The 17,534-nt window shown below is 40.6% G+C and carries 19 protein-coding genes; 1 reads left to right on the top strand and 18 read right to left on the bottom strand.

All coding sequences use genetic code 11. From position 1 onward, the window contains the following. The first annotated feature begins 164 nt into the window (after positions 1 to 164). Positions 165 to 440, top strand: coding sequence for a hypothetical protein (locus HBHAL_RS12005; RefSeq protein ID WP_145956043.1), 276 nt, complete (start codon positions 165 to 167; stop codon positions 438 to 440). A gap of 157 nt (positions 441 to 597) precedes the next feature. On the opposite strand, the gene spo0A is transcribed toward HBHAL_RS12005, so the two are convergent. The 18 genes from spo0A to spoIIIAF form a co-directional block, all read right to left on the bottom strand. After that, positions 598 to 1,377, bottom strand: coding sequence for a sporulation transcription factor Spo0A (spo0A, locus tag HBHAL_RS12010; protein WP_014643699.1), 780 nt, complete (start codon positions 1,375 to 1,377; stop codon positions 598 to 600). 218 nt (positions 1,378 to 1,595) lie between these two features. After that, on the bottom strand, positions 1,596 to 2,840 hold the full coding sequence (gene spoIVB / locus HBHAL_RS12015; protein ID WP_014643700.1) for a SpoIVB peptidase: 1,245 nt from the start codon (positions 2,838 to 2,840) through the stop codon (positions 1,596 to 1,598). Between the two features lie 232 nt (positions 2,841 to 3,072). After that, positions 3,073 to 4,800 carry a DNA repair protein RecN gene (gene recN, locus HBHAL_RS12020; protein WP_014643701.1) on the bottom strand — a complete coding sequence of 576 codons (1,728 nt, stop codon included), beginning with the start codon at positions 4,798 to 4,800 and terminating at the stop codon, positions 3,073 to 3,075. 17 nt (positions 4,801 to 4,817) lie between these two features. Beyond that, positions 4,818 to 5,267: a transcriptional regulator AhrC/ArgR gene (gene ahrC / locus HBHAL_RS12025; RefSeq protein ID WP_014643702.1), complete on the bottom strand. Its 450-nt coding sequence runs from the start codon at positions 5,265 to 5,267 to the stop codon at positions 4,818 to 4,820. Between the two features lie 63 nt (positions 5,268 to 5,330). Beyond that, the gene (locus HBHAL_RS12030; protein ID WP_014643703.1) at positions 5,331 to 6,143 is read right to left on the bottom strand and encodes a TlyA family RNA methyltransferase; all 813 of its coding nucleotides are present in this window, start codon (positions 6,141 to 6,143) and stop codon (positions 5,331 to 5,333) included. 3 nt (positions 6,144 to 6,146) lie between these two features. Then, complete coding sequence (gene dxs, locus HBHAL_RS12035) at positions 6,147 to 8,039, bottom strand: 1-deoxy-D-xylulose-5-phosphate synthase (protein WP_014643704.1); 1,893 nt, start codon at positions 8,037 to 8,039, stop codon at positions 6,147 to 6,149. A gap of 18 nt (positions 8,040 to 8,057) precedes the next feature. Continuing rightward, positions 8,058 to 8,657 carry a hypothetical protein gene (locus HBHAL_RS12040; RefSeq protein WP_014643705.1) on the bottom strand — a complete coding sequence of 200 codons (600 nt, stop codon included), beginning with the start codon at positions 8,655 to 8,657 and terminating at the stop codon, positions 8,058 to 8,060. Between the two features lie 700 nt (positions 8,658 to 9,357). Next, positions 9,358 to 10,242 carry a polyprenyl synthetase family protein gene (locus tag HBHAL_RS12045; RefSeq protein ID WP_014643707.1) on the bottom strand — a complete coding sequence of 295 codons (885 nt, stop codon included), beginning with the start codon at positions 10,240 to 10,242 and terminating at the stop codon, positions 9,358 to 9,360. Then, complete coding sequence (locus HBHAL_RS12050) at positions 10,239 to 10,475, bottom strand: exodeoxyribonuclease VII small subunit (protein ID WP_014643708.1); 237 nt, start codon at positions 10,473 to 10,475, stop codon at positions 10,239 to 10,241. The genes HBHAL_RS12045 and HBHAL_RS12050 overlap by 4 nt, the downstream gene beginning before the upstream one ends. Beyond that, positions 10,472 to 11,818, bottom strand: a complete 1,347-nt coding sequence (gene xseA / locus HBHAL_RS12055; protein WP_014643709.1) for an exodeoxyribonuclease VII large subunit — start codon at positions 11,816 to 11,818, stop codon at positions 10,472 to 10,474. Before xseA ends, HBHAL_RS12050 begins: the two co-directional genes overlap by 4 nt. 12 nt (positions 11,819 to 11,830) lie before the next feature. Continuing rightward, positions 11,831 to 12,685, bottom strand: a complete 855-nt coding sequence (folD, locus tag HBHAL_RS12060; RefSeq protein WP_014643710.1) for a bifunctional methylenetetrahydrofolate dehydrogenase/methenyltetrahydrofolate cyclohydrolase FolD — start codon at positions 12,683 to 12,685, stop codon at positions 11,831 to 11,833. Between the two features lie 22 nt (positions 12,686 to 12,707). Further along, complete coding sequence (nusB, locus tag HBHAL_RS12065) at positions 12,708 to 13,085, bottom strand: transcription antitermination factor NusB (protein WP_014643711.1); 378 nt, start codon at positions 13,083 to 13,085, stop codon at positions 12,708 to 12,710. A gap of 143 nt (positions 13,086 to 13,228) precedes the next feature. Further along, positions 13,229 to 13,630: an Asp23/Gls24 family envelope stress response protein gene (locus HBHAL_RS12070; protein ID WP_014643712.1), complete on the bottom strand. Its 402-nt coding sequence runs from the start codon at positions 13,628 to 13,630 to the stop codon at positions 13,229 to 13,231. Positions 13,631 to 13,644: 14 nt separating this feature from the next. Beyond that, positions 13,645 to 15,003 carry an acetyl-CoA carboxylase biotin carboxylase subunit gene (accC, locus tag HBHAL_RS12075; RefSeq protein ID WP_014643713.1) on the bottom strand — a complete coding sequence of 453 codons (1,359 nt, stop codon included), beginning with the start codon at positions 15,001 to 15,003 and terminating at the stop codon, positions 13,645 to 13,647. Between the two features lie 14 nt (positions 15,004 to 15,017). Continuing rightward, positions 15,018 to 15,521, bottom strand: coding sequence for an acetyl-CoA carboxylase biotin carboxyl carrier protein (gene accB, locus HBHAL_RS12080; RefSeq protein WP_014643714.1), 504 nt, complete (start codon positions 15,519 to 15,521; stop codon positions 15,018 to 15,020). A 214-nt stretch (positions 15,522 to 15,735) separates the two neighbouring features. After that, the gene (locus tag HBHAL_RS12085) at positions 15,736 to 16,296 is read right to left on the bottom strand and encodes a SpoIIIAH-like family protein (protein ID WP_014643715.1); all 561 of its coding nucleotides are present in this window, start codon (positions 16,294 to 16,296) and stop codon (positions 15,736 to 15,738) included. A gap of 12 nt (positions 16,297 to 16,308) precedes the next feature. Then, positions 16,309 to 16,932: a stage III sporulation protein AG gene (spoIIIAG, locus tag HBHAL_RS12090; protein WP_014643716.1), complete on the bottom strand. Its 624-nt coding sequence runs from the start codon at positions 16,930 to 16,932 to the stop codon at positions 16,309 to 16,311. Next, the gene (gene spoIIIAF / locus HBHAL_RS12095) at positions 16,925 to 17,524 is read right to left on the bottom strand and encodes a stage III sporulation protein AF (RefSeq protein WP_014643717.1); all 600 of its coding nucleotides are present in this window, start codon (positions 17,522 to 17,524) and stop codon (positions 16,925 to 16,927) included. Before spoIIIAF ends, spoIIIAG begins: the two co-directional genes overlap by 8 nt. Positions 17,525 to 17,534: the final 10 nt, after the last annotated feature.

Here is a 17,534-nt window from a genome sequence, read left to right on the forward strand (position 1 = left end):
ATTAAGAATTGTATCACAAATTAGTCGGGAAAATGAACCGAAATGATTTAAAAACATAAGTTACCATTTTATATTTTTTAAAATGGAAGCAAATCCCATAGAAAATGATGTATAATAAGTGCAGGTTTATATATTTGTTACTTTTTGGAGAAGGAGGTCAGAATTTGATGGTATATAGAAGGGATGGTTTTGGTGGATCAAGATTTTATCCTGAAGACGGTGAAATTGAAATATTATGTACATTTGTTGAAACGGGGCACCGCTATGTAATACTTCAATATTTAGAACTGCCCTTCAGTTATCGACTAATAAAAAGACACGGGATTCATCTGCTGGATGATAAAGCTCATCTCTCCCTGATCCCCTATCTAAATGCCATAGATCAAGGGATATACGATAACCCTATCCTTGCTCATGATATACATAAGCTTATGTCCTGAATAAAATAAATTTCGATCTATCACTAAAACCTACCTATATGTAACGGATTAAAATTAAATAAAAACCTTCTATTATCGGATGGGCGAAATTCACCCGATAATAGAAGGTTCAAGAAGGCATTATTCAGTTTCAGACTTTACTTTATATGTTTTATTGTTACGAAGCCTTATGCTCTAAACGTAGACGATCAGCAACCATCGCAATGAATTCACTGTTTGTCGGCTTGGCCTTTGTATGCGAGATGGTGTAGCCGAATAAAGAAGATATAGCATCGATATTTCCACGATTCCACGCCACTTCGATCGCATGACGAATGGCACGTTCGACTCTTGAGGCTGTAGTATTGTATTTAGTAGCAATGTCGGGATAGAGGACTTTTGTAATGGATCCAAGGAGTTCAAGATCACGATAAACCATCGTAATGGCTTCCCTTAAATATTGATAGCCTTTGATATGAGCTGGGACGCCAACTTCATGAATAATGTGAGTAATACTTGTGTCAAGATCCGGCTTTTTAGATTTGGTTGAGGTGTAACTGCTGCCAAGTGCACGGTTAATTGGATCACCAGCATGCTTGATTTGTCTAACCTGTTCCGCAAGATGATCCAGGTCAAAAGGCTTCATCATAAAATAGGCAGCACCTAGTTCTACAGCTTTTTTAGTCACTTCTTCCTGCCCAAATGCCGTTAGCATAATGACTTCTGGCTGTTTATCAAATTCTTTCAGCTTTCCAAGTACAGCCAGTCCATCTAAGTGAGGCATAATAATATCCAGGATTAACACGTCAGGCTTCTTTTCTTCTACCATTTGCAGACAATCTTTACCATTGTAGCTGGCATCGATTACATCGATATCATTGGTGTCTTCAAAATATTCCTGAAGAAGTTTGACTAACTCCCTATTATCATCCGCTAAACATACTTTTATTTTTTCCATTTACCTTCCTCCTTACAAAATTATCCCTCTTTTTGCTTGAATACTTATATTCGACATAGAGGAAATCTATCCCTTTTCATTATAACAAATAATATTCAAAATAGGATGATATCTTCAAAATGCTTAAAAATACTTATAAAATCGCAGTTATTCGACATATCCGAAGTTTTAATGTCGTTTTTTGTCGAATAAAAAAGGGCTCACGAGGAGCTCCTTTTTTAACTTGCTTTTTGTTGTTTTTCATATATTTCGATACCGGCTTCTTGAAGCATCCACTCAATATGGACTCCATATCCGCTAGTAGGATCATTAACGAACACATGAGTAACTGCACCAATAATTTTTCCATTTTGAATAATAGGACTTCCACTCATTCCCTGTACAATTCCCCCCGTTTTATCCAACAGTTTAGGGTCGGTAATTTTTACAATCATACCTTTTGTTACAGGGCTTTTCTTAGGCATATTGCTGACAATTTCTACATCAAACGTCTGCATTTTGTCTCCATCCAACACCGTAAGAATCTTTGCAGGTCCTTCTTCTACCTGCTCAGCATAGCCTACAGGCAGACCATTTGGATAGGATTTATTATCCATCGAGCCATCTAATTCTCCAAAGATGCCGAAAGGTGTATTCTTTGTGATCGTACCTAAACGGTCATCCTTTAAGGAAAATTCAGCCCGTTTTTCACCAGGAACGCCCTGACTTCCTTTTTCAATGGACGTAACGTGAGAGCGTACAATGGTTCCTTCATGAATTTCAATAGGCTTTTTCGTATCCATATCTGAAATGACATGGCCTAAAGCTCCATATTTTTTACTATCTGGATGGTAGAACGTCATCGTTCCAATTCCAGCTGCAGAATCACGGATATATAACCCGATCTGATATTCCTTTTCCTGTTTGTTAAACGATGGATTTAATGTCGTTGTCATGATCTCTTTATTTCTTTTTAACGTGAATTTTATGGCTTTTCCATCTTTCCCTGCATCTTTTACAAGGGAGGATAGATCCTCCATACTATTGAGTTCCTCACCATTTCCTTTTAACAAAATATCCCCGACTTGAACACGGGCGTCTTCCCCTGGAGATGTTTTCTCATCCGCTTCTCCCGTTACAAGATGGTGTCCCACAACCAGGACTCCTTTTGTGTGTAATTCTACGCCTACCGATTGTCCTCCAGGGATTAATCGGATATCCTTCATTTTTTTTATGTCCGTTTTCTTCAAAGGAACGCCGGCAAATTCATGAAATACCTGGTTGTCATTTGTAGATGAAAATGCTGTCCAGGCTTCATTAGGATGACTTGAAACCGGTGCTGCCTCTATTTCAGCAGAAGTAGTTACTTTCACTTCTGTTGGAATAGCAAGATATTTCTGAAGGGGGCTGAATAAAGGTAATATAAGCATCAACAGCAGGAGAACAGAACCACATATATGTTTACTTGTCAACTTATGATTCAAGGGTTCAACACTCCTTATTACTCCAGTACCAACTTTCTTGGCTTACTTATAATGTGGTCTTCAAGGCCACTTTTTAAACCAGTATAAACTGAGTAAATATAGTACCGATTCCCTTGGCATGAAACATTCACCATGGTATATATTAAAGCATTAGGCTAATCCTATTTTTGGGACCATTAAAAAAACGTATGGATTGATCCATACGTTTTAATTTCCCCAATATACGTTCATATCATTTATTTAATTTATGTTTATGTGCCATCTCTAACAATTCTCTTGCATGCTCAAGAGTTGTCTCCGTCAATTCAGCTCCTGTAATCATGCGAGATAACTCATCAGCTTTTTCCTGATGAGACAATTCCGAAACCCCGGTGTAAGTACGATCATTATCTACTCGTTTTTCAATTCTTACATGAGTATCTGCCATCGCAGCCACTTGAGGTAAATGAGAAATACAAAGAACCTGAGAACCTTCTGATATTCCATAAATTTTTTCAGCTATAGCTTGAGCCACGCGGCCGCTTACTCCTGTATCCACTTCATCAAAAATGACGCTTGTTACTCCTTGATGTCGTGAGAAAATGCGTTTGAGAGCAAGCATAATTCTAGACATTTCCCCTCCGGAAGCTACTTTATGTATTTCTCTTAGAGGTTCCCCTGGATTAGTCGTAATTAAAAATTTAACATGGTCAAAACCATTCGATTGCAAACGGACTGGTTTACCATCCAGGACAGGATCAGACTGTTTTCCTTCTTTTATAGAAATATCAACATCGAAAGCAGCTTTTTCCAAATATAAATCCTTTAGCTCATCATGAATATAACCAGCTAATAATTCTGAAACATGCTTCCGAATATCATGCAGATCCTTCGCCTCTAATACCGCGTCCTGCCCCAGTTCATCAATTTGACTTTCCATATTGGCAAGTCGTGAATCTTTATTTTTAATCTCGTCTATCTCTTCCTCTATTCTGGATGCATATTCCAGCATCTCCTCGACGTCTGCACCATACTTCTTCTTTAATCGATTCAATTCATTCAATCTGGATTCAATTTGATTTAACCGTTCAGGATCAAACTCCAGGTTCTCCATTTGTGAACTTAATTGAAAGGTCAATTCCTCGATTAAGTAATACGAATTGGAAAGCTCTTCTGACATTTTAGCCAGACTGTCATCAAAATCACCTGTGCTTTCCAAAGAAGTCATCGCGTGACTTAACCAATCCAGACCTTTTTGCTCTCCATATAAAGAATAGTAAGCATCATGGATACCTTGATAAATCTTTTCATAATTATTTAATTTAGTTCGTTCTTCACTTAATTCCTCATCTTCTTTCGGTTGAAGTTCCGCTTCTTGAAGTTCATGAAGCTGAAACTCTAAAAGATCAAGTCGCTGAGCCATTTCTTGTTCATTTTCACTTAGTTCTTTATATCGATTCACCAACGTACGATATTTTTCATAAACACGGCGGTACTCCTGCATAGAAGACTTCATTTCTGAGGAAGCAAATAAATCCAGAAGTTCAATGTGTCTCTCCGGATCCATTAGCGATTGCGTCTCATGTTGACTATGGATATCAATCAGAGCCCGGCCAAATTCTTTTAGTATCCCAAGAGTTACTAATTTACCGTTAACCCGGCAAATACTTTTCCCTTGATGAGTAATTGCCCGATTAAGAACGACCATTCCATCTTCACTAATATCTACACCGAATTGTTCCGTCTTGCTATGAATAGGATGATCCGCTTCCACGGTAAATAAACCTTCAATTTCGGCTTTTTTTGCTCCATGCCGTACAAACTCCACTGAGCCTCTTCCACCGGATAATAATTGTATGGCATCAATGATAATTGACTTACCAGCTCCTGTTTCACCTGTTAATACTGTCAAACCTTCCTTAAAAGTGATTGAAATATGATCGATGATTGCAAAGTCACGAATTGATAATTCAGTTAGCATGAAACGCTCCACCTCAGTTATAGCATATTTAGCAATTGTTCACTTATAGTTTCAGTCTGGTGCTCACTTCGGCAGATGATTAAACAAGTATCATCCCCGCAAATTGTACCCATTATCTCTTCCCACTCTAAATTATCTACAAGTGCTCCTACAGCATTAGCATTACCAGGAAGGGTTTTTAAAATGATAAAGTGGCCAGCTCGATCGATACTAACAAAAGCATCCATCATTAATCGCTTGAGCTTTTCAAACGGATTAAAACGTTGATCCGCCGGGAGGCTGTATTTATAACGGCCATCCATCATAGGTACTTTCACAAGGTGGAGTTCCTTAATATCTCGGGAAACTGTCGCCTGTGTTACGTTATATCCCATACCCTTTAAACGATCCACCAGTTCATCTTGTGTTTCAATATCATCATTGGTAATCAACTCTCGTATCTTTATGTGACGCTGTCCCTTGTTCATGGTAATCCTCCGTTTCAAAAACCATCCAAAGTAAAAGGGCTGTTAAAAGCCCTTCCAACCTGTTTATCCATTGTGCGCTTCATGTGCTCTTTTAACCACATCATCCACCTCAGTCTGGTTTAGTTCCATTTTGGCCCCATCCAGACAAAGGTGTACTAAAAATTCTATATTTCCATCCCCTCCTGTTATAGGAGAAAAGGTTAATCCTTTCGAAGAAAACCCATGCTGTTTAGCGAATTCAAGAATGCCATGAATGACATCCGTATGAATCTTCGCATCTCTTACAATCCCTTTTTTACCTACCTGTCCCCGACCTGCTTCAAATTGGGGTTTTATGAGTGCGGCTACATCTCCCCCACGAGTTAAAAGCTTGGCAAGCACAGGAAGGATAATACGCAGAGAAATAAACGATACATCGATAGACGCGAATTCAGGTGGACCATAAGCTAAGTCTTCCAGCGTTACATAACGAAAGTTTGTCCGTTCCATCACAACGACTTGAGGGTCATTTCTCAACCCCCAGTCCAGCTGGTTATACCCAACATCTACGGCATAACTCATCTTGACCCCGTTTTTTAGACCGCAGTCAGTAAAACCACCCGTAGATGATCCAATGTCGATCATTATTTTATCCTTTACCTGAATATCAAATTCTTTTAGAGCCTTTTCAAGTTTAAGCCCGCCTCTGCTCACATAAGGAATAGCTTTTCCTTTAACCGTGATGGGAAGGTTCTCGTCAACTTTTACTCCGGGTTTATCCAACCGTTCTTGTTCAGAAAAAACCAGCCCAGCCATTATTGTGCGCTTAGCTTTTTCTCTGGTTTCAATATATCCTTTTTCTACTAATAAAACATCTAAACGAATTTTTCTTCCCATTAATTAAGCCCTCTGCTGTTTAGTTGGAATCATTTCTTTTAAATTTTCAATAATTTTTTCCTCTGTTAAGCCAATCTCTTCCCACAACTCCGGTACACTTCCATGTTCTATAAAGCGGTCCGGGACTCCCATGCGTTTTATCCATTGAGACCTGTAACCTTCTTCTGCTGCAAATTCCAGGACACTGGATCCAAAGCCTCCTTGAAGAACCGCTTCTTCAACAGTTAGTACAGGGATGTCCTTTTTCATAAGATCATGAAGCATGGAATCATCCAGGGGTTTCATAAACCTTGCATTCACCACACAAATGGATATTCCTTCTTCTTCGAGCTTTTTACTTGCTTCTAAAGCCATTTTAATGGTGGTTCCAAACGTAAGAATAACTCCGTCTTTTCCATCTTTAAGAATTTCCCAGCTTCCAATCGGAATGGTGTGGAGTTCTTCATCGGTATCCACCCCTTCTGCATTGCCTCGAGGATAACGTATAGCAATAGGACCATCATCATATTTTACAGCCGTATGCACAAGGTGCTGAGCTTCATTTTCGTCTTTAGGCATGGAAATAACCATATTGGGTACAGAGCGAAGGAAAGATATATCAAACACACCCTGATGAGTTTCTCCATCAGCTCCGACAAGTCCAGCACGATCAATACCAAAAATCACATTAAGGTTTTGTCTGGCAACATCGTGAATAACTTGATCATAGCCCCTTTGCAGGAAGGTTGAATAAATAGCCAGGAAGGGTTTCATGCCCTGAGTGGCCAAACCTGCCGATAACGTAGTAGCATGCTGTTCTGCAATACCTACATCATATAAGCGATCTGGAAATTCTTCACCGAATTTTTCAAGTTTAGATCCAAGAATCATAGCAGGGGTCACAGCAACAACGCGGTCATCGGTACGCGCTTCCCTGCGCAACGTTTCGCTGATTACAGAACTCCATGCCGGAGGAGCAGAAGATGGTTTAATCTTTTCTCCAGACTCGATCTTATAAGGTCCTACTCCGTGCCATTTATCTTTCACATCACTTTCAGCAGGGTGGTATCCCTTCCCTTTTTGAGTCATAACATGAACAATAACTGGACCCTCGGTTTTTTTCGCGTAGTTTAAGTTTTCCAACAAATCTTCGAAATCATGTCCATCTACTGGCCCGTAGTAAGTAAAGCCAAGCTCCTCAAAGAACATCCCCGGAACCACGAAATATTTCATACTATCTTTTAGACGCTCAGCGGCTTGAGCAATCCTTCCCCCTACTGCAGGAATCTTCTTAAGCAGCCACTCTAAATCATCTTTTGCACGGTTATACTTACCAGCACTTCTCATACGCCCAAGAGCACCATGGAGAGCTCCAACATTCTTAGCTATGGACATTTCATTGTCATTTAGGATAACGGTTACACTCTTTTTCTCATGACCAATATGGTTCAGAGCTTCAAGTGCCATACCTCCTGTTAATGCACCATCTCCAATTACCGGAAGAATGGAGTGATTTTCATTCTTTAGATCACGTGCGATCGCCATACCCATTGCAGCGGATAAAGAGGTAGAACTGTGCCCTGTTTCCCAAATGTCATGTTCACTTTCAATTCTTTTTGGAAAACCACATAAACCTCTGTACTTTCGTAATGTACTGAATTGGTTTCCACGTCCTGTAAGGATTTTATGAATATAAGACTGATGGCCTACATCCCACAGCAAACGATCCTGCGGGCTGGTATATACTTTATGCAGAGCAAGAGTGAGCTCTACCACACCCAAATTAGCACCTAAATGCCCACCGGTAGCAGCAAGATTGCCAATTAAAAACTGCCTCATATCCTCTGCCAGTTCTTCTAGTTGTTTTGTATTCATTTCCTTCAGGAGTGAAGGATTATCAATTTTACTCAGATCCATTAATGGACCCCCTTGTAATTATCTTGTTTTTTTATTGGTTGACGATGCGTTCGATAAAATCCTGATTTTTGTGGTTGACTCCAGCCATGCAATAACTCGTGCGGCAAAAAAGATGATTTTAGTTGAGGAATTAATGGCAAAGAATTTACCTAATGCTTTTCCGCCAACGGTAAGCGCTGCTACTATACTCGTTAAAATTACAGAAATTGTAATTTGTACCGTCGAACCATCGCTGTATCCTAATACGTTTACCACTTGCAGGACTACAATTGCTGATGCCGTCCCACTTACTATACCAGAAATATCTCCAATAACATCGTTACAAAAGCTAGCAAACCTGTCAGCATTCCTAACGATAATAATGGCTTCTTTAGCACCTGATACTTTTTCTGAAGCCATCGCATGGAAGGGCTTCTCATGAGCAGCTGTTGCTGCAATTCCTAACATATCAAATATAACACCTGTGAACACAATAATGAAAACGATAACAAGTCCAATAATCCACATAACTCCGCTTAAAACGGAGGATGATATAACTGAAAAAATAGCCGCTAACACGAATGTGATAACGGCAATACTTAAACTGAATTTTAAGGATTTTTTTAATTTATTGTCCATTCTCAACCTCTATATCCTTTAATTGACTTCATATGTAGCGAAAGGAATGGTCACGTAACAGGTAAAAATTGCGGCTTAGGTCTAGTAGGTTTTCCCAATCAAGCACCGAGTGTCACCACTCTGGCGGTTCCCCTTTAAGCTCAACTCAGCTCCGTTTCCGAAAGCTGGACTAGATTGCCACTTAGTCCGCACTATAATTCCTGTTACATGTACTAAATAGAACAGCCTAGGGGATTTCCCCGACAGCCTTTAACCGATCCTTAGCCTCTTTTGCAGTTCTGATTTCATAAAGCTTCCACATCATGTCTTCGCTGGCCATCCGAAGAACCATGATATTCATTAACTATAATCCCCTCAGAACCACTCAAGGCAGGCTACGCTGCGCATATAGATGTTACTCCATATACTGCAGGTTCATACCCCATTCCATAAGGATCCCTGGCTCAGGGATCCTTACAGAGATGGGCCTCCGCGGAAGCAGGGTCAACGCCCACATGCCTTTGTGGATCGCCCTGCAACCTTAACTCCCAGCATCGACCCAAGGCTGGGCGCCTCAAGCCAACACAAGGAACTTCATCGATATGCCCTTTGGCGGATTTTTAGGCCCGCCTTCAGGAACGGAGGGCCGACTAGAATACTGCACCATTCCTCACTAACCATAATATATCATATTCTAAATCCTTGCTCAATCTAAACGTTTTTAATGATCACGGCTGCTTAAATAGTGGATAAGTTCTGAAAGAAGCGTATGATTTACGCCTGCATTTTTAAGTGCACTTTGCGCCTCATCCACGTACGATTCCATTTGTGTACGTGCTCCATCCAAACCTAGCAGTTGAGGGTAAGTACTCTTCCTATTGCCCTCATCACTTCCTACAGGTTTACCAATTTTCTCAGCATCTCCAGTCACGTCTAAAATATCGTCCTGGATTTGAAAAATAAGCCCAAGGGCTTCCCCCATCTTCTTCATTTCATCAAATTTCTCATCTGATGCATTTCCAAGAAAAGCCCCGGCAATAATAGCAAAATTAAGCAATTTACCAGTCTTTTTCTTGTGTATGTTCTCAAGCTCTTCGAGTGGTATTTGCTTATCTTCGCTCAGCATGTCCTGCATTTGTCCTTCAACCATGCCCGATGCACCGCTCGCTCTGGATAATTCCTGTATTAAAAAAACCCTTTCCCGATCATTAAGCTCTTGATCATTCACAATAATTTCTGAGCTTAAGGTGAGGAGTGCATCTCCAGCAAGTATAGCTGTTGCCTCATCAAAACGACGGTGGCTTGTTGGCAGACCTCTCCGGAAATCATCATTGTCCATCGCAGGGAGATCGTCATGAATCAGAGAATAGGTGTGGATCATTTCGAGTCCACAGGCTACCGCCATGGTTTTATCGACTTTTGCACCAAACGCCTCCGCTGTAGCTATTAATAGTATAGGCCGTAATCTTTTACCCCCCGCTTCAATGGAGTAAAGCATAGCGTCCTGAAGACGGCCAGGTACGGTATAATCCCTTACATAATGTATTAATTGCTCATTGATCAGCTGACGTTTCTCTAACAGATAATCGGATAAAATCACAGTCATTCTTCTTCCTGAATAGAGAATGATTCAAATTCGCCGTGTTCGTTCAGGATCTGCTGCATCTGTTTTTCTACATTTCCTAATTTTTCACTGCAGATTTTAGAAAGCTTCATTCCTTCTTGGTAATACTGGATGGCTTTTTCTAGCGGCACTTCTCCCGTTTCCAATTTTTCCACCAGATCTTCAAGCTGTTTCATTGCTTCCTCAAAGCTCAACTGATCTTCTTTTTGGGTCATTCTTCATCCTCCTCTACGTCCAACACTTCACAATTAACGGTGCCATCATGAACTTTTAAAGCTAACTTTGATCCTTCTTTTACATGACCGATTTCTTTAACTACATTTCCATCTTCTTTAAAAGGGATAGCGTATCCTCGTTTCATGATCTCAAGCGGGTTAAGCAAAGTTAATTTATCAAGATGATTATGAAACTGATCTTTTTTTGAATTTAAGGTTTCTTGAAAACGAAGCTGTAATTGCCTGGTCTCTTTATTCAACCTGTCTTTAGTTTCGTTAATTTGAGTACCTGGACCCTGCTGCTTTAATCGATTACGAATATTTTTCCACTTTTCAGTTTGCTGTGAGTGGATGAGCTTCATCTGCATGGCATGTCTTTCCATCATTCGGTCCAGGTCTTGTTCTTTTTGACGGAGTAGTTGTTCCGGATATTTAAAAGCATAAGACTTTTGTAAACGATTCAGTTTTTGTCTGTCTTCCACTGATCTGGATTCCATGAAACGCATGAGGCGGTGCTTCAATGAACGAATATGCTCCTGCAATTCTACTATGGAAGGGACCGCAAGCTCCGCTGCCCCAGTTGGTGTAGCCGCTCTGAGATCCGCTGCAAAATCACTGATCGTTGTATCCGTTTCATGTCCTACAGCGGAGATAACAGGAATAGAAGAATCAGCGATAGCTCTCGCGACAATTTCCTCATTGAAACCCCATAAATCTTCAATCGATCCGCCTCCACGTCCAACAATTAAAACATCGCAATCAAGGTTATGATTGGCGTATTGAATAGCATTAGCTACTGAAGAGGCCGCTCTTTCTCCTTGAACGAGGACTGGTAGGATGGAAACGGGGACCACAGGATACCTGCGTTTAATGGTCGATAATATATCTCTAACAGCTGCGCCTGTAGGCGAGGTAATAACCCCGATATGGTTTGGGTAGGCAGGGATACTTTTTTTGCGTTCAATTACAAAGAGACCTTCCTTCTCAAGCTTCTCCTTTAATTGCTCAAACGCTAAGTACAGCGCTCCAATTCCATCAGGCTGCATTTCTTTGATATAAAGTTGGTACTGACCCATAGGTTCATAAACGTTAATTTCACCCTTTATGAGAACGTTCATTCCGTTCTCAGGGTTAAATTTAAGATCACGATTGTTCCCTGCAAACATAACCGCTTGAATTCTTGCAGCGTTGTCTTTTAATGATAAGTACATATGACCCCGGCTATGGTGTTTGAAATTTGAAATTTCCCCCCTGAGCCATACGGTCTTTAAATGTGGATCTCCCGAAAGTTTACGCTTAATGTATTTAGTAAGTGCCGTAACCGTAAGATATTGGTCATTCACACGAAAATCCCCTTACTGATTATTGTGAATTCGTTTTGCAGCTTTAATCGTGTTGTGCAGGAGCATCGTAATGGTCATAGGTCCTACACCTTTAGGGACAGGAGTAATGTAAGAGGCTTTCTGGCGAGCAGATTCAAACTGAACATCCCCCGTCAATTTCCCCTCTACACGGTTTACCCCCACATCAATTACGACTACACCCTCGCTAATATCTTCGGCTGAAATCAAACCTGGTTTTCCGGCAGCCACAATTAATATATCCGCTTTTCTTGTATGCTCCTGTAAATTTTTTGTTCGGGAATGGCAATGAGTTACAGTAGCATTCTCGTTCAGCAGAAGTTGTCCTACCGGCTTGCCAACTAAATTACTTCTGCCAATAATCACGACGTTCTTACCTTCCAAGCTGATTTCTGCACGCTTAAGCATTACTAAGATACCGTAGGGAGTACAAGGATAAAAGGTCTCTTGTCCTGTCATCATCTTCCCAACATTACTAGGATGGAAGCCATCTACATCTTTAGAAGGGTCAATGGCTTCAATAACTTTCTGATCGGCAATCTGGTTAGGAAGAGGCAGTTGAACGAGTATTCCATGAACCGTTTCATCCTGGTTAAGACGTTCAATAAGTTCTAGCAATTCTTGTTCAGATGTCGTTTCAGGCAGTTCAATTAGTTCAGAGTCCAGTCCCACTTTTTCAGAGGCCCTCTGTTTTCCTCTTACATAAGACTTAGATGCCGGGTCCTCGCCAATAATAACTACTACTAATTTTGGATAAATTCCGTGTTCTTTTAATCCTTTAACTTCTTCTTTCATTTCTTCACGAAGTTCTTCTGCTAATTGTTTTCCATAAATTACTTCAGCTGACATCTCGCATCCCCCTTGTCTACATTCATATCATTTTAGAAAGTACACCGTTCACAAACTTTCCGGACTCTTCTTCCCCGAAAATTTTTGCTAATTCAACGGCTTCATTGATCGCTACTTGTGATGGAACATCTTCATTATACTTAATTTCGTAGGCTGCCATTCTTAAGACCGTCTTTTCTACCTTCGGAAGGCGAGAAAAGGTCCAATTTACCAGGTTGTCCGAGATCCATTGGTCAATCTCCGACTGATGATTTGCCACACCGTGTACCAAATCATGCATAAAAGCATCGACCACAGGCTCTTCGATAACATGCTGAATAGCTTCCTCGATATCGATCTCACTATTGTTGACTTGAAAAAGCGCCTGAAAAGCCTTTTCTCGTGCTGCGCGTCGTTTCATGTTCATTCTCCTTTTAGGTAATATCCGTTTGCATAATAACATTTTAGTACAATAAAAGCTATTCCAATGTGAGGATTAAACAAGCTCAATACAGAAGATGAAAAGGCCGGAAAGGGAAACAGTTCCCCTTTTCCGGCCTCCTGCTAAAATTCTTCACTGACGAGTTCGTCTTCTTTTGCTTCAATTTGTACTCCTACAATATGGACATTTATTTCATTAATCTCAAGTGCTGTCATATTTTTGAGTGCTTGACGAGTATTGTCCTGTATTTTTTGAGCCGTATCAGGAATTGAAATTCCATAGTCCATCACAACAAAGGCATCTATTAGAATCCCATCTTCCGTAAGTTCAACTTTAACACCTTTGCCATGATCTTTTTTCCCTAAACGCTCAACGACACCAGAAGCGAAATTACCACGCATGGAAGCTACGCCGGCCACTTCAGAAACAGCTATACCGGCAATTACTTCTATGACTTCAGGAGCAATCTCAATGTTACCAAGTGTCGATCCGTCCGTCACATTCAACAATTGCTTCTCACTCATAATGACCACCCCTTTTATTCTTCATCCTTCATTATAGTATATTTCTCAAGAAACATTGTGTTAAAGTCTCCGCCCACAAAAATTTCATGCTCCATCATACGTTGATGGAATGGAATTGTAGTGTGTACCCCTTCTATAATAAATTCATCAAGCGCACGTTTCATTCTTTGGATCGCCTCGTCGCGATCTCGCCCGTAAGAAATGAGCTTAGCTACCATTGAATCATAATAAGGAGGGATCATATACCCTGGGTAAGCTGCAGAATCAACACGTACGCCAAACCCACCTGGAGGAAGATACATCTCAATACGTCCTGCTGAAGGCATGAAATTCTTGAATGGATCTTCAGCGTTAATGCGGCATTCAATCGCCCATCCCTCAAACGTGATTTCTTCCTGGGTAAAGGAAAGCTTTTCATTGTTGGCGATTTGAAGCATCTCTTTGATTAAGTCCACTCCTGTTACCATCTCTGTTACAGGATGCTCGACTTGTATCCGAGTGTTCATCTCCATGAAATAGAATTCTTGTTCTTCTTTATCAAAAATGAACTCGACAGTCCCCGCTCCTGAATAATTAACGGCTAGCGCTGCTTTCACTGCAGCATCTCCCATTTGTTCCCGGATGTCTGGTGTAACTGCCGGAGAAGGTGTTTCTTCAATGAGTTTCTGCAGCCTTCTTTGGATGGTACAGTCACGTTCTCCCAAATGGACGGCGTTGCCATGATTATCAGCTAATACCTGAATTTCTACGTGACGGAAATTCTCAATGTATTTTTCAATATACACCCCTGGATTACCGAAGGCAGTTTCAGCCTCCTGTTGAGTCATTCGAATACCCGTTTTAAGATCATCTTCGTCACGGGCCACTCGTATTCCCTTACCACCTCCACCTGCTGTGGCTTTAATAATGACAGGGTAACCAATTTCTTCAGCAATTTTTAAGCCTTCCGCTTCATCCTTAATGATACCTTCTGAACCGGGCACAATGGGAACACCCGCTTCTCTCATCGTTTCACGTGCGACATCCTTTGTTCCCATTTTCTGAATGGCGTAGGAAGAGGGACCAATGAACGTAATATTGCATTCTTCACACATTTCCGCGAACTCAGCATTCTCGGATAGAAAACCATACCCAGGGTGGATGGCATCTGTTTCCGAAAGAGTGGCTACACTCATGATATTTGTATAATTCAAATAACTATCCTTACTTAATTTTGGCCCTACACAGTAAGCTTCATCAGACAGCTGAACATGAAGAGCTTCTTTATCTGCCTCCGAATAAACTGCTACAGTCTCAATTCCCATCTCTTTGCAAGCACGAATAATTCGAACAGCTATTTCTCCTCTATTGGCTATTAAAACTTTTTTAATCAAAATCTCATCCCCCGTTACTTAGACTTTACGCGGAATAATGGTTGTCCGTATTCTACAAGTTCACCGTCTTCTGCAAGAATCTCGACGATTTCCCCGCTGACTTCCGCTTCTATTTCATTGAATAACTTCATCGCTTCTACAATACAAACCACGCTATCCTCTTTCACCTGATCGCCGACCTGAACATAAGCTTCCTGATCTGGAGAAGGCGATTTATAAAAGGTTCCGACCATAGGGGAAGTAACTTCAGCATCATAATTAGCTTCCTGCTGCTCCTTCTTACCTGCTTCTTCCGGTTCCGCTTGCTCCTGTACTTCCTGCTTAACCGGCTCACTTTTCTGATCTTGCGATGGGGCTGGTGCTTGAACAGTCTCCTGTACTTTTACAGGCTCCGAAACAGCCTGACCTTGTTCCTTTTTCATAGAAACTTTGGTTCCATTGGATTCATAGCAGAATTCATCAATGTTTGATTGATCGATAAGTTTAATTAGTTCACGTATTTCCTGCACCTTTAACATAGTTGGCACTCCTTTATGTACATAACTTTTTTTATAACTGATATTAATAATTCCTCTTAACATTTTACGACAGAATACCACTTGACTGCAACTTCCGGTTTGGAAGCGGTTTATTCTAAACCTGTGTATGAAGGTAAAAACAGGGCATTAGTCCCCTGTCCAATTTAATAAAACATCAAAAAAACCCCTTACCATTAAGGTTAGGGGCTTCCGGTTATTTAGTCGGTTGGAATTGAACTTGCACGCGTTTTTCTCCAAACTCATCTGAAACCATCTGGATAATTTGATTGGTTTCTGACTTTGATAATTCATCAGCTTTTAATGTGACATGGACGACCTCTTCTTCTGCTCGAACTAAAACATCTTCATATGGAGCACTTGCCTGAATAGTGTTTTCTAATATAGACTCTTTAGATTGATTTTCTTTAATCGTTTCCATTCTTTCCAAAGCTTCATTTTTTTCCTGTGTAGTAAAATTACTCGAAGCTACGATTTCTGAAAGCTGTTCCTGAAGCTGGTCTCTCTCGTTTTGTTTTTCTAAGCGGATAGCGGCGAATAGCTCCTCTGTTGAAACCTGTGAAATAACGGATCCGTCAGCAGAAGTTTCCACCCCTTCCGCATTTTCTGCATTGTTTCCATCCTCATTCACTTCTGTCCAACCATCTTCTTGAATAAAGGCCATCTCTCCATTATCAGGGGACGTCATGTAATAGACACTCAATACAATTAACAGACTTAACATCGTAAGTAACCAAACGGTTTGTTTTTTAACCAAGATAACCCCTCCTTATTGTTTAGGCAAGACAGAAATCCGATGACTGGGTACGTCTAAGACTCTGGATACAGCTTCGACCACCCACCCTTTAACTTGAATTTGATCGACCCCCTTAGCGGTGACGAATACACCACTGACCTCTGGTTTGGTCGTTTTTGTTAGTAAAGGAACTTCACGGTCTCCCTGGCGGACCAGGACTAACTGCTGTTCCTTTGAATAATCTTCAATCTCTCTTTCCCCTCCATTCTTATCTGTTTCCTTAGTGGTCTGCTTTCCTATAATTAAATTTTTGTCATACACTTTTTCATGAGTGGCTGATAAATTAATCATAATATCGACTGAGCTTACTCCTTCGATGTTCTCCAGCAGTGGTTTTAATTGTTTCTCATATCCCTTTTCCAATTGGTTTATCGAGTCCGTTAATTCAGGTGCATCGCTTGCCTCAGAGGATACTGCGGATTTTTCTGCTGTTTCACCTTGTGAAGGCGGAGCGGGTTCGTTGCTCTGGAACCAGTTGCTAGAGAGAATGATCAGAACTCCAATTAATCCAAGACCTATAAAATATTTAGGCTTATTAATCTTTTTTCCTTCTTTAGAAGACAAAGGTTCTAATAATTTACTCCACCATTTATTCATCCTCTTCCTCCCAGCGGATTTCTATTTGTGCTTTGTCTAATTCCAAGTATTGGGAGACCCAGGCTTGAATACTGTCAACCTGCTTCTCCTCTTTAGGGGCCTGTTTCTCCATGATGGATATAGAAACATTCTCAACAGTCTTACTTTCTTCAAGAGGGGTAAGTGTTAGGACCAGCTTGTCCAGTGTATCCATTTGATACGGTTCTTGAAGAAAGCTCATTTCCAGATCCACCAGCTGCAATTTCTGCTCTTTGAGCGGATCTTTAAGCTCAGTTGACAATGATTGGGTAACTTGTTCTAATTTATATGCATCTTGTCCTTGAAGTATTTCTTTTTTCTTTTCTTCAATACTATCGTCCAGTGAATCAACTTCCATCTCTTCATTCATCGTGTACTCCGCTTTTTTCAATAGCTGATCAGGGTTTATTTTCAATAGTTGTAATAAAGGCCCTAGAAAAATTAATAGGAGAAGCACCGATAGAACCAGACGAGCGTATTTCTTCATCAATCCCGATGGAAGAAGCGCATCGGCAACTATAGCTAAAAGCAGAAATAAAACAATTCTAGTAATCCACTCTATAAAAAGGTTCATCCTTCACACC

This window comes from Halobacillus halophilus DSM 2266 (assembly GCF_000284515.1).
Taxonomy (GTDB): domain Bacteria; phylum Bacillota; class Bacilli; order Bacillales; family Halobacillaceae; genus Halobacillus; species Halobacillus halophilus.

Excerpts from the sequence above, each read along its gene's own strand:
- HBHAL_RS12040 (WP_014643705.1), bottom strand. The coding sequence starts at position 8,657 with ATGGACAATAAATTAAAAAAATCCTTAAAATTCAGTTTAAGTATTGCC.
- folD (WP_014643710.1), bottom strand. The coding sequence starts at position 12,685 with ATGTCAGCTGAAGTAATTTATGGAAAACAATTAGCAGAAGAACTTCGT.
- HBHAL_RS12030 (WP_014643703.1), bottom strand. The coding sequence starts at position 6,143 with ATGGGAAGAAAAATTCGTTTAGATGTTTTATTAGTAGAAAAAGGATAT.
- HBHAL_RS12050 (WP_014643708.1), bottom strand. The coding sequence starts at position 10,475 with ATGACCCAAAAAGAAGATCAGTTGAGCTTTGAGGAAGCAATGAAACAG.
- spo0A (WP_014643699.1), bottom strand. The coding sequence starts at position 1,377 with ATGGAAAAAATAAAAGTATGTTTAGCGGATGATAATAGGGAGTTAGTC.
- recN (WP_014643701.1), bottom strand. The coding sequence starts at position 4,800 with ATGCTAACTGAATTATCAATTCGTGACTTTGCAATCATCGATCATATT.
- dxs (WP_014643704.1), bottom strand. The coding sequence starts at position 8,039 with ATGGATCTGAGTAAAATTGATAATCCTTCACTCCTGAAGGAAATGAAT.
- HBHAL_RS12070 (WP_014643712.1), bottom strand. The coding sequence starts at position 13,630 with ATGAGTGAGAAGCAATTGTTGAATGTGACGGACGGATCGACACTTGGT.
- HBHAL_RS12045 (WP_014643707.1), bottom strand. The coding sequence starts at position 10,242 with ATGACTGTGATTTTATCCGATTATCTGTTAGAGAAACGTCAGCTGATC.
- accB (WP_014643714.1), bottom strand. The coding sequence starts at position 15,521 with ATGTTAAAGGTGCAGGAAATACGTGAACTAATTAAACTTATCGATCAA.
- nusB (WP_014643711.1), bottom strand. The coding sequence starts at position 13,085 with ATGAAACGACGCGCAGCACGAGAAAAGGCTTTTCAGGCGCTTTTTCAA.
- spoIIIAG (WP_014643716.1), bottom strand. The coding sequence starts at position 16,932 with ATGAATAAATGGTGGAGTAAATTATTAGAACCTTTGTCTTCTAAAGAA.
- spoIIIAF (WP_014643717.1), bottom strand. The coding sequence starts at position 17,524 with ATGAACCTTTTTATAGAGTGGATTACTAGAATTGTTTTATTTCTGCTT.
- ahrC (WP_014643702.1), bottom strand. The coding sequence starts at position 5,267 with ATGAACAAGGGACAGCGTCACATAAAGATACGAGAGTTGATTACCAAT.